Origin of the sequence: Nostoc sp. ChiSLP03a, from assembly GCF_034531215.2 — a bacterium.
Lineage (GTDB): Bacteria > Cyanobacteriota > Cyanobacteriia > Cyanobacteriales > Nostocaceae > Nostoc.
The window spans coordinates 1-10,181 of the sequence record NZ_JAVRBQ020000061.1; the positions used below are offsets into that span (position 1 = coordinate 1).

Genomic DNA, 10,181 nt, shown 5'->3' on the forward strand with positions numbered 1-10,181 from the left:
AACATCCATAACGGGGTAGATGAAAATTGGTTGTGCTTTTTTCATCTTCCGTTACGGGGTGCTTGTTATTACAGGCATCCTTTTATTTTTTCCACTAGCTGCTAAAAACACGATCGCTCTTTTTTAGTCTAAAGTCCAGTAATAGTTCGGTGAATGTTTTCATCTTTTTAGATTCCCCTAGCCCTCCTGAAAAGGACTACACTGTACACACAAGTTGGATTACCCCCCTTAATCCCCCTTGTAAAGGGGGGAAACTAGAGATTTTAGTTCCCTCCCCTTTATTAGGCTACGGTGTACATACAAGTCGAATTACCCCCCTTAGTCCCACGCCACTTGCTTCAAGTCGGCAAAGCCGCCCAACGCAGTGGCTCCCCCTTGTAAAGGGGGGAAACTAGAAAATCTTGTTCCCTCCCCTTTACAAGGGGAGGGTTAGGGTGGGGTAAGAGAAGTCGGGGAAGCCTTACGATTTTCCAGATTGCTATATCCTGCGTTATGGACACGCCAAATCAACAAATGCGATCGCCATATCAACAAATGAGTTCGCCAAATCAACAAATGCGAACGCCAAATCAACAAATGGATTCGCCAAATCAACAAATGGATTCGCCAAATCAACAAATGCGATCGCCAAATCAACAAATGCGAACGCCAAATTAACAAATGCGAACGCCAAAATCACAAATATACCAAGCAATGACAAATACGGCACTACCAAACTGGTATCAAACCAACTGGCAAATCATTCAGCAAGAAATCTTTCGCATTCGTCAGTGGTTAGAAACATATATAGAAGACAAACCCCAGGACGTAATTCCCGATGCTATCCCCCAAACCAGCGCCTTAGCTCAAATCTGCTCAAAATTTCATTTATCTACCTTTGCACGGGATATCCTCTTGCTGTGCGTGGGTATGGAAATCGATCCGACATTTGCCACCCTTTGCGCCGAAGCCAATGGCAACAGCGATCGCAATTATCCCACCCTCAGTTTAGCCCTTGCCATTTTTCCCAGAGCCAGTTTCTCTGTCCTCTCTCCCCAAAATCCCTTGCAACGATGGCAATTAATTGAATTTGCCCCTGGCTTTTCCCTCACCCAAACGGCGATTAGAATCGACAAACGCATTCTCTGTTATCTGTTAGGGGAAGCCGCCGTTGACGAACAACTCTTAGGAATTGTCACTTTCCCGGAACCAGAACCCCAAACCCTACCTCTACCTCCTTCCCACGCCGGAATTTGCGATCGCATCATCGCCACTTGGTCGCAAGCCTCGCGCAAATTACCCCTGTTGCAATTATGCGGTTCCGAATCAACCACCAAATATCAAATCGTCAGCAATATTTGCGACACTCTCGGCTTTAACCTCGGCATAATTTCCGCCGCCGTCCTTCCCAGTCTCCCCCACGAACTGCATCAACTCAAGCGCTTATGGGAAAGAGAAGCGATATTAGGAAATCGGCTATTATTACTCGACTGTGACTCCATCTCCACCGCCGATCCTGTAAAAACAACAGCGATTTCTCTATTGATTGAAAATCTCCAGACTCCGGCAATAATCAGCACCCTAGAACGTCTGCCGACTCGACAACAAACTTTCGTCAGCTTTGATGTTCCCCCCCTCAGCTTCCACGAACAAAAAAACCTCTGGGAAATTCATCTTGGTACAGCAGCAAACCAACTCAACGGACAACTGAACAAGCTAGTATCCCAATTTAACCTCACTCCAGCCACCATTAAAGCCGCCTGCCTTCAAGTCACCAGTTCTTCAGATATTTCCCCCCCAATTCATACAGGGCTTGGGGGGATCTCCTCCCAACTTTGGGATTTTTGCCGCACTCAAGCCCGCCCTCGCCTCGATGACTTAGCCCAACGCATCAACGCCAAATCTGCTTGGGACGACTTAGTGCTACCAGAAGCCCAACGTCAGGTACTTTCCGATATCGCCACTCATCTGCAACAACGTTCTAAAGTTTACCAAGACTGGGGCTTTGCTGGCAAAAGCAGTCGCGGTTTTGGGATTACCTCTTTATTTCACGGCGAAAGCGGTACAGGTAAAACAATGGCAGCCGATGTATTAGCACAGCAATTTCGCCTCGACCTCTACCGCATCGACCTCAGCGCCGTTGTCAGCAAATATATAGGCGAAACCGAAAAGAATTTAGCGCGGATTTTCGATGCCGCCGAAGCCGGAGGAGTAATCTTACTGTTCGATGAAGCCGATGCCTTGTTTGGCAAGCGTTCTGAAGTTAAAGATAGCCGCGATCGGCACGCTAATGTAGAAGTAAGTTACTTGCTTCAGCGCATGGAAGCCTACGGCGGTTTAGCAATCTTGACAACTAACCTAAAAAATGCCTTAGATACCGCTTTTTTGCACCGCATCCGCTTTATGGTAGATTTTCCCTTCCCAGCCGCACAATATCGCTCCCAAATTTGGCAGCGCATTTTCCCACCGCAGACACCAATCAAAGGGCTAGACTATCAGAAACTCGGACAGTTACAAGTCGCTGGAGGCAACATCCGCAACATTGCCATGAATGCCGCTTTTATCGCCGCTGATGCCGATGAACCAGTAATGATGAAACATATTCTCCTTGCAACGCAACGAGATTATCTGAAATTGCAAAGACTTCTGACAAAAGAAGAAGTCAAAGGCTGGGTATAAGTTTCACGTTTCACGGTATCGGCTCAATAAGTAGGGGTAGCAAAGGAAAATAAATGAAACGAGGTACACACAGTACCATCCAAAAGTGTTAAATGGCGTAATCAAAACTCTTCATACTAAGATAAACTTAGCCTATAAGTGCTATTTTTCATCTGAGCCAAATAAGTTTTCTAAACCAATGAACATAACTTATTTTCTGACACATATATGACTGTAGATAGCGAATGATAAATTTATGTTTATATTTTTTTAGATTCTATCAGATTATGGCACTTTTCTTTAATCTCTTCCTAACATTCAACACTTTTGGATATTAGCTATTAGCATCCATTTTATGTAATATTCACCTTCATTTGTCCTGCATAGTTAATCTTAATTACACCACCCCACGCACAGTTACATATTGCAGTATTGGGCAATGCTGGAAAATTGTTAATTTTAACTTTTATTGCTCCTGCTTTCCAAGGGCCGAGAATCATCGGAATGCAAGGCATAGGTGTTAAAACACCCAACGCTGCGGTAGTTGCCGCAGCGACCACTGGGTTGGTCAGTGAGGTACACATTCCAAAAGGCGGGATATTTGCGACAGGTGCAAAGTCCATAATTGTTGCTGCTAGCATCCCATTTACCATTACCGGTGTACCTTTGGGGACAACTAATAGCGAACTAGGTGTAGTACCAAAGGTTACACACTGTAGAGAAGCACCCATTACAACTTGTTGTGGCATAGTTTTTGTTTATGTTAATTGTTAATTGCTAATTGCTGATTGCTATTTTTTCTTTTAGCCATGAGCCATTAGCCATTAGCCATTAGCCATTAGCCATTAGCCATGAGCCATTAGCCATTAGCCATTAGCCTATATTTACGATTGGAGCATTTACGGCGACTGTTGTATCACCTTTTATGGTAGTTGTTAATCCTTTTACAGTGGTTGTCATGGCGGATTCAATGTTAATCCCTGCGGCTCCTAGTTCGATGGTGTTGCCGCCCATTTTTAACTTTATGTTAGACATAGAAACTTCTATACTGCTACCTCCAACTTTCAGGGTAATTTTTTGAGGTGCTGTCAATTCAATTTCGCCAGTTGCATCAATGGTAATTTTCCGTCCTTGGTCATCAAGTTTACAGGTATTTCCACCACTGCTTTTGATTTCAATTTTTTTATTTTGGTCGTCTAACAGCACTTGATGACCATCTTTAGTTTTGATTTCAATCTTTTTCTCTGTATCGTTTATATTCAATTTGTGACCATCCACCGTATTTACATACACGCCCTTTTTACTGCTGCCTTTGTCTTCTTCAACAAACTGAAGGGTGTGACCTAAGCGAGTTTTGAATGTCCGCAGTCGCACTTTACCATCTGCAACTGATTCCTGCACGCTAGTGGGCGGTGCGTCTTTGCCGTTCCAAACGCCACCAATGACGAAGGGGCGGTGGATATCGCCATGCTCAAACCCAACTAGCACTTCGTCGTTAACTTCTGGTAAACAGTCAAACCCACGACTACTTCCTGCACCAATTGACACTACTCTTGCCCAGTCGCTTTCATGTTCTTCTGTCAAAGTGGGAAACTTAACTCTCACCCTACTCCATTTTTTCGGATCGTTGTTGTTGGTGACAATTCCTACTATTAGGGTTTGTCCTGGTTGCAAACGGGTTTGAGGAGTCATGGCGGTAAATAAATCATCACCTCGCAAGCCGCGAATGCTGAAGTCTGTAGTGTAAACTCTGCCTTGGAAAATATGGCGGGTTTCGGTGACGTAATAGCTACCGCTATATTTGCCCATATCTTTTAAAGATATTACCTTTCCGGGTCGAATATCCGGGTTTCCTACAGCTTGGGCATCTGCTTGGACGAACTCACCAGAAAGTTCGTTGAAAAGTGCTTGGGCGATCGCGTCTGACTCTTTGCTAGAAAAAACCGGTTTATCAACTACAATCATTTTCGGACTACTGTTAAAGGCGGTGCTGGTTTGAGTGCCTTTTCCCTGGTCAATTGAAGTCACAACCTGAGCAGTTTGAGCGCTTTTAGTGGAGACAATCGCCTGCTTATTCTTATAGTCCCACCCTCTAACTTCAACAGAGCTAACTTGTTCGGTACTATTAACACGCACATGAAAGTTGGTCATATCTTTTAACCACTTTAGGTTCAACGAATTACCGCCTGAAGGTTTACGAAAATTCAGCTTGCCATCTTGTACAAATAGCTCAAAACCATTACGTGCTGCTCGTTCTCTCAAAAATTCCATGTTAGTCTGGTTTTCTTGAAAGATGTAGCCCACTGGATCGCCAAATCCATAGGGGCCACCAGTTTCATCAATTGTGCCTGCGGTGATGCCAGCTTCACCAATGATTTGACTTACAATGTCCGAATCTTTCTTATTTTGAAACGATCGATTGTAGCGTCCTCGGTGTAAACGGTGACTGACATCGTAACCTTGGATAATAATCGGAGCTTGAGATTCCGCATTAAACTGCGCCTCTACAGCAGTAATTTCACCTTTAAGTAAGGTACTCTGATTAGCAGCGTTAAAATCAGTATCTTCCGTGTTGCTGGAAGTAAAACCAATTTCAATAGATTTACCAATGGTAAAAGTATTATCGTACAGCCACGGGTTTTCCCCTTCTCGAGCTGAATAATAATCATTACGAATTACTAAGGTGAACATCCCCGGTACATGCAAGCTTTCTTCTACAGTGATTTGCAGAATATCTTCTAACAAACTATCAGACGCAGGTTGTCCGTCAATTTTTAAGGTTGGGATTGCAGTATAATTGGCAGGCATAAGTTAATTGCTAATGGCTAATAGCTAATGGCTAATTGTAATATTATGTATGCTTAGAATCAGCAATTAACTCATACGCTTGTTACGAGTATCTCCTGTGCGGTCAACTTGGTTAGGTGTACCCATACCTGGTTGGGAGGTTGATTCATCAATTTCTTCTAAACTCAAATCTAATTTTGCCCTTACTGGAGTACCGTCTGGCAAAAACATAATTAATTTGTAGGTCAGGTTAGTGATAAAACAACGAATATATTGATTGCTACCCCAAGCAAATACATAAGTTGGTGGGCGCTTTTTTTGATTTTTGCCACTCTCTAGAAAGTTCACTGCTTTTTCAAACTTTTGGATATGGACAATGACGCTTTTACCACCGCCTTCTTCATAAGTATCTAGCAAAATGTCATTGATGGTGAGCGTGCAAGGTTCTGGATAAGCAAAGTTGACTTTAGGTAATCCTCTACCAGTACGCGCACCGCTATTTTTAGTAAGGTTAATCTGTTGTTGAAAAACTAATTGATTGGGGTTAAACATGAATTCAATCGTTTCACCCCCATCTGAGGAAACCAGTTTAGCTTTGACTAGTGACATAACTTTCTTCTCTCAACGTAAATAGGATTACCAGGATGAGCGTCCAGTATAACCACGTCCGTGACGCTCTTGCTGAATACGCAAGCGACACTTTACTTTCTCATAGATTGCTTGTGCCAATGTTTCTATGCTTTTCGATACTTCAGAGCTAGACTCCTCTGTTGTATTGACAAAGGCTTGTTGGCTTGATAGTCGAATTGTTTCTGGATCGTTGGCTCCTTTGGCTTGAATTAGAGTATTGACAGATGAACTATTCTGTTTGCTCATTTTTCGCTGTACTGAAGTTGTCTTACTCTTTACAGAATTGCCAATATCTGACCAAGAGGATACATTACTACCTGACACAGTTGTACGGTCTGATTTAGGGGAGTTAGTAGAACTTTGGGTAACTATATTACTAGCAGCATACTGACTCAGCGATCGTTTGGAAGCGAGTGAATCCAAAACCATAATATTTTGTAGAACCTGTGGCAGTTGTAGCAACGTTCCTGACTGACTATTTCTTGCTGGTGTATCTGTTATTGGGGCACGTTGAATCATATTTCCTAAATCAGAAACAGAATTCTTTAGTAGAGATGAGCTTTCAGCCGTGATATTTCTGTCTGAAGCCAATGCTGTTGTTTCTGTATGCGGCTGTAATGTCGGAAATGAATGAAAATCTGTTTTTGACTGAACCTTTGGTATTAAACTAGTTACTGGTGCAATCGCCTGCATCGGGGAAAGTGCGAGAGAATCAACTATAACCGACTCTGGCCGATCCTCAATATCGGCTGCTTCATGCTGGGTATTATTTAACTCAAAGTTAACTGCAAAATCAGCTTGTGTGTCGGAAAATTCCGATCTCTGCAATTTTCTTGTCAGGTTGGAAGATTGCAGAGGTGAAATTGTTGAATCTAGTTTTTTTTGTAAAATTTGCTTTGTCGATGATGAAGTGACTAAATCACGAGAAACTTGTTTTGTTGCGTTATCTTTTGGAGTCGCAGCTCGGTACTCTGAAAAAAATGGTGAATCCTCAAACAGGTTATTAGAAAAATCTGATTCAGAGTTTTTAGAAGAAAAAATTATAGGATCTAGTATCGAAAGAGACTGCACTCCTAATGGTACGAGAAATTGCGGGGTAAGTCCCTGATTGCTTCCCAAAGGCTTATGTGGCGACAATGTGTCTTTTTTACTTAGAGATTCTGTTGATTTTGTTAACTTTGATTGAGAAGTTTCACTTAAAGGCGCATTATTTGATTCAGCCATTGCTTAATTACTACCAAAATAGCCATTATTGCGTCCCTTGAGGGAGGTTGCAGAAGCTGTACCGGATTTAGCAACTTTAATACCTTCATAAACCAAGGTTAATTCTTCAATCGCCACTGTAGAGGAATCTGCTGCTAATTGAGGAGCTTTCCAACCAACAGGTATAGCTCCAATCAGCGTCCAACACTGCATAGTTTCACCAGCTTGGTTGAATACTAAAATGTTAACGTTGCGACGTTCAATCGCCTTTTGGGAATCAGTCCTCATGGCTTGACTTGCCCATTGCCAAAATACCATATCATCACTAAGACCACGCTTTAAAGTCACTTCTGAAAATTCTGGCTGTCCTAGCAAGATACGTTGCTGGTCATTCACACCTCCTTCATAGTAAGTTTCGTATTTGACTCGAACTCCCAAACCCTGACACTCGGTGAACGAGGCAGAGATAGTGCTTTCTAATCCCACATAGAAACGATTAGCTGTGACGTAGTTGAGTCCAAAAGTTTGTGTTCCTGTTGTTACCATTAAATTCTGCTCCCATATCCTTGACTGCGTTCTTGATGCTTGCGGAGGTCTTCACGCAAAAGTTTGTAAACGCGATCGCTCAACTGCTCTATCAAGAATGAGTCATGTAAAATTTGTTCTAATAATTTGTCGTTGATTTGTGATTTAGTCATATTTGCTAATTGCTAATTGTTAATTGCTAGTTGCTAGTTGTTAATTGTTAATTGTTTTTCCTATTAGCCATTAGCTATTAGCCATTATCGATTACTCTCTAAGTTTGCCAACTTCCATAACCCAGCGACGGCGATCGCTGTGTTCCAAATTGAGAATTTCTTCTAATGACCAATGGAACTCAGAAGCAATACAGGCTACCTCCTCATAAAGTTGGTTTGAGGGGTAGCCTAAAATTCCCCCGATAGCGCCAACTCCGAAGAAAACTTATTATTACAATTAGGACAACACACAGGAATTTCTGAATTGCCTTGTTGGTTGATGCGGTTGTAAAACTCGCGCAGATAGCTTAGGTCACGGGTAAATAGATTTTCTAGTATTTCGGGAGTAATTTTTGACAATGTACCCACACGAACAATTACCCGCGAAAACATCACTAAAGTGCTATAGGCTTCACCCTCTTGAGTGCGTTTATCTTTTTGCACAGCAATTTCATCTTTCGCCGTAGCCAGTTGCATTACCCCATCACGGTGAACTACGCCTTCCGTATCCATCAATCCACGAGGAAGTGTAAAATCAAACTCTGTAGTCAACATCAAGTTTTTATATACCAATCTTCAATAGATTTTGAACTTTTTTTGTTAATAGCTAATGGCTAATTGCTAATTGCTAACTGCTATTGTTTTCTTACTATTAACTATTAGCTATTAGCTATTAGCAGCTTTATTAAGTGTTTAACAACTCATGTAATCGGTTAGACCAACTAAGATTTTAACGTTATCTCTGGCTCCATAACCTCCGGTTCTAGTTCATTTATATGTCGATAGAACTTTTGTAGATAGTTAAGGTCACAGGCAAATAGCTCTTCAATGACGATAGGTGTCACTTCTTCAAGCGCACCTAACCGACTAATTACTCTTGAAAGAATAATAACCGTTGCATAAGCCGGATTCGACTTAACTCGTGGATCTCGTAATGGTACAATTTCATCAATTGCCCGTGACAGTTGCATTATTCCTTTGCGATGAACATTGCCATCAACATCAAGATAGCCTTTTGGTAAAGTAAATTCAAACTCTGTTTGCATTGCCTAACTGTTTAACCAAGAATAAAGGGTTTTGTTAACAACTAAGTGCTAATTGTTAAGTGCTAATTGCTATTAGCCATTAGCACTTAGCCATTAGCCTTAGCTTCTTAGAAGACACGAATAATCGCGTTTTTACTCATTTAATCCGACTAAATTCATCAATCGCCAACTCCATTTCTTCGATTTCAAACTCACTATTACTTGCACTGACATCAGAAATTTTGTATTTTATGGGCCATGCCCCCAAAAATCTAAATCTTGCCTGTTCAATAGCATTTTGATTGTAGAGAGTTAAATCCCCATTGCGGCGTTGTTTTGCCCAGTTTCCTTGTTCAACGGCACTGAACCAATCCCACACCGCCATAGAAACAGTCATCCCGCGACGCAAAATTAAATTGCCACTGTGAGAATTTCCTGGTATTTTCGTGCGTGCTACTCGACCAACGCTATTGCCATCTTTGCCCCATTTCTGGGGAGTCACCTGACAAAACTCGATGGCCTCCTGAGTGCGCTCAAATCCTTGACATTCCATGAAGTAGCCGTCAATGCGATCATCACTGCCATCTACCCGAATTTCTAAGTAATAACGGGAAGAAGTTAAAAGTTCATACTGCTTATCTGTCACAGAACTATTTTAGATTGCTAATTGCTGATTGCTAATTGCTAATTTTTTTCCCATTAGCTATTAGCCAATCTCAAATTATTTAGTACGTCGGATAGAGTGGAAAACTAATTCGACTGTTTCTGTAGCTAGTTCCGTCGTGCCTGCCTCCAGTTGACTTGATTTATAAGTTTTGGGCATGACACCTGTCAAATTCCAGCGTGCTGCTTCTTCGCCACCCTGATTATACAGAATGATAGAGCCAGTTTTAAGCACTCCTTTATTAGTAGTTCCTCCGCCTGTAGTAGGTTGGGAGTGCGAATCAGTGTACCATTTTATTAATCTGTCATCCTGAACAGTAGATACATATTCCACAGTGGCGGTTCCATTACTGACTCCGGTATAGCAACCGCCAAGGCGGTTAAGCCGCTGTGTGAAGCACAGCTTCCATCGCATCTCTCAGACAGCCAAATTGAATTATTTGCTTACGAATTCGGCTTTTTAACCATGACCAACATCGCTCAATTTTGTTAAGCTCGG

The 10,181-nt window shown here is 42.0% G+C and carries 13 protein-coding genes and 1 pseudogene; 2 read left to right on the forward strand and 12 right to left on the reverse strand.

The window, feature by feature from the left end:
• Positions 1-492: 492 nt before the first annotated feature.
• A complete protein-coding gene (locus tag RMY32_RS10415; protein ID WP_322708484.1) occupies positions 493-657 on the forward strand; it encodes a hypothetical protein in 165 nt (54 codons plus the stop codon).
• 3 nt (positions 658-660) lie between these two features.
• Complete coding sequence (locus RMY32_RS10420; protein WP_409882684.1) at positions 661-2,658, forward strand: ATP-binding protein; 1,998 nt, start codon at positions 661-663, stop codon at positions 2,656-2,658.
• 332 nt (positions 2,659-2,990) lie between these two features.
• Here the strand turns inward: RMY32_RS10420 and RMY32_RS10425 are convergent, their stop codons facing one another.
• From RMY32_RS10425 to RMY32_RS10480, 12 genes and pseudogenes are all read right to left on the reverse strand, one after another.
• A complete protein-coding gene (locus RMY32_RS10425; RefSeq protein ID WP_322708486.1) occupies positions 2,991-3,386 on the reverse strand; it encodes a DUF4280 domain-containing protein in 396 nt (131 codons plus the stop codon).
• 124 nt (positions 3,387-3,510) lie between these two features.
• Entirely contained in the window at positions 3,511-5,445 is a 1,935-nt protein-coding gene (locus tag RMY32_RS10430) for a VgrG-related protein (RefSeq protein WP_322708487.1), read from the reverse strand.
• Positions 5,446-5,511: 66 nt separating this feature from the next.
• Entirely contained in the window at positions 5,512-6,033 is a 522-nt protein-coding gene (locus tag RMY32_RS10435; RefSeq protein WP_322708488.1) for a hypothetical protein, read from the reverse strand.
• A 27-nt stretch (positions 6,034-6,060) separates the two neighbouring features.
• Positions 6,061-7,278, reverse strand: coding sequence for a hypothetical protein (locus RMY32_RS10440; RefSeq protein WP_322708489.1), 1,218 nt, complete (start codon positions 7,276-7,278; stop codon positions 6,061-6,063).
• Between the two features lie 3 nt (positions 7,279-7,281).
• A complete protein-coding gene (locus tag RMY32_RS10445; RefSeq protein WP_322708490.1) occupies positions 7,282-7,803 on the reverse strand; it encodes a phage tail protein in 522 nt (173 codons plus the stop codon).
• Complete coding sequence (locus RMY32_RS10450; RefSeq protein ID WP_322708491.1) at positions 7,803-7,955, reverse strand: hypothetical protein; 153 nt, start codon at positions 7,953-7,955, stop codon at positions 7,803-7,805. The genes RMY32_RS10445 and RMY32_RS10450 overlap by 1 nt, the downstream gene beginning before the upstream one ends.
• 91 nt (positions 7,956-8,046) lie before the next feature.
• Complete coding sequence (locus RMY32_RS10455; protein ID WP_322708496.1) at positions 8,047-8,199, reverse strand: DUF6760 family protein; 153 nt, start codon at positions 8,197-8,199, stop codon at positions 8,047-8,049.
• Positions 8,184-8,549, reverse strand: a complete 366-nt coding sequence (locus RMY32_RS10460; RefSeq protein WP_322708492.1) for a phage tail assembly protein — start codon at positions 8,547-8,549, stop codon at positions 8,184-8,186. The genes RMY32_RS10455 and RMY32_RS10460 overlap by 16 nt, the downstream gene beginning before the upstream one ends.
• Positions 8,550-8,716: 167 nt before the next feature.
• A complete protein-coding gene (locus tag RMY32_RS10465; protein WP_322708493.1) occupies positions 8,717-9,040 on the reverse strand; it encodes a hypothetical protein in 324 nt (107 codons plus the stop codon).
• A 136-nt stretch (positions 9,041-9,176) separates the two neighbouring features.
• On the reverse strand, positions 9,177-9,665 hold the full coding sequence (locus RMY32_RS10470; RefSeq protein ID WP_322708494.1) for a phage tail protein: 489 nt from the start codon (positions 9,663-9,665) through the stop codon (positions 9,177-9,179).
• 75 nt (positions 9,666-9,740) lie between these two features.
• Positions 9,741-10,097 carry a phage tail protein gene (locus RMY32_RS10475; RefSeq protein WP_322708495.1) on the reverse strand — a complete coding sequence of 119 codons (357 nt, stop codon included), beginning with the start codon at positions 10,095-10,097 and terminating at the stop codon, positions 9,741-9,743.
• Positions 10,063-10,181 (reverse strand): annotated as a pseudogene (locus RMY32_RS10480) (IS630 family transposase); the annotation flags it as partial. The gene RMY32_RS10475 and the pseudogene RMY32_RS10480, both read right to left, overlap by 35 nt.

Excerpts from the sequence above, each read along its gene's own strand:
- RMY32_RS10415 (WP_322708484.1), top strand. The coding sequence starts at position 493 with ATGGACACGCCAAATCAACAAATGCGATCGCCATATCAACAAATGAGT.
- RMY32_RS10420 (WP_409882684.1), top strand. The coding sequence starts at position 661 with ATGCGAACGCCAAAATCACAAATATACCAAGCAATGACAAATACGGCA.
- RMY32_RS10425 (WP_322708486.1), bottom strand. The coding sequence starts at position 3,386 with ATGCCACAACAAGTTGTAATGGGTGCTTCTCTACAGTGTGTAACCTTT.
- RMY32_RS10430 (WP_322708487.1), bottom strand. The coding sequence starts at position 5,445 with ATGCCTGCCAATTATACTGCAATCCCAACCTTAAAAATTGACGGACAA.
- RMY32_RS10435 (WP_322708488.1), bottom strand. The coding sequence starts at position 6,033 with ATGTCACTAGTCAAAGCTAAACTGGTTTCCTCAGATGGGGGTGAAACG.
- RMY32_RS10440 (WP_322708489.1), bottom strand. The coding sequence starts at position 7,278 with ATGGCTGAATCAAATAATGCGCCTTTAAGTGAAACTTCTCAATCAAAG.
- RMY32_RS10445 (WP_322708490.1), bottom strand. The coding sequence starts at position 7,803 with ATGGTAACAACAGGAACACAAACTTTTGGACTCAACTACGTCACAGCT.
- RMY32_RS10450 (WP_322708491.1), bottom strand. The coding sequence starts at position 7,955 with ATGACTAAATCACAAATCAACGACAAATTATTAGAACAAATTTTACAT.
- RMY32_RS10460 (WP_322708492.1), bottom strand. The coding sequence starts at position 8,549 with ATGTTGACTACAGAGTTTGATTTTACACTTCCTCGTGGATTGATGGAT.
- RMY32_RS10465 (WP_322708493.1), bottom strand. The coding sequence starts at position 9,040 with ATGCAAACAGAGTTTGAATTTACTTTACCAAAAGGCTATCTTGATGTT.
- RMY32_RS10475 (WP_322708495.1), bottom strand. The coding sequence starts at position 10,097 with ATGCGATGGAAGCTGTGCTTCACACAGCGGCTTAACCGCCTTGGCGGT.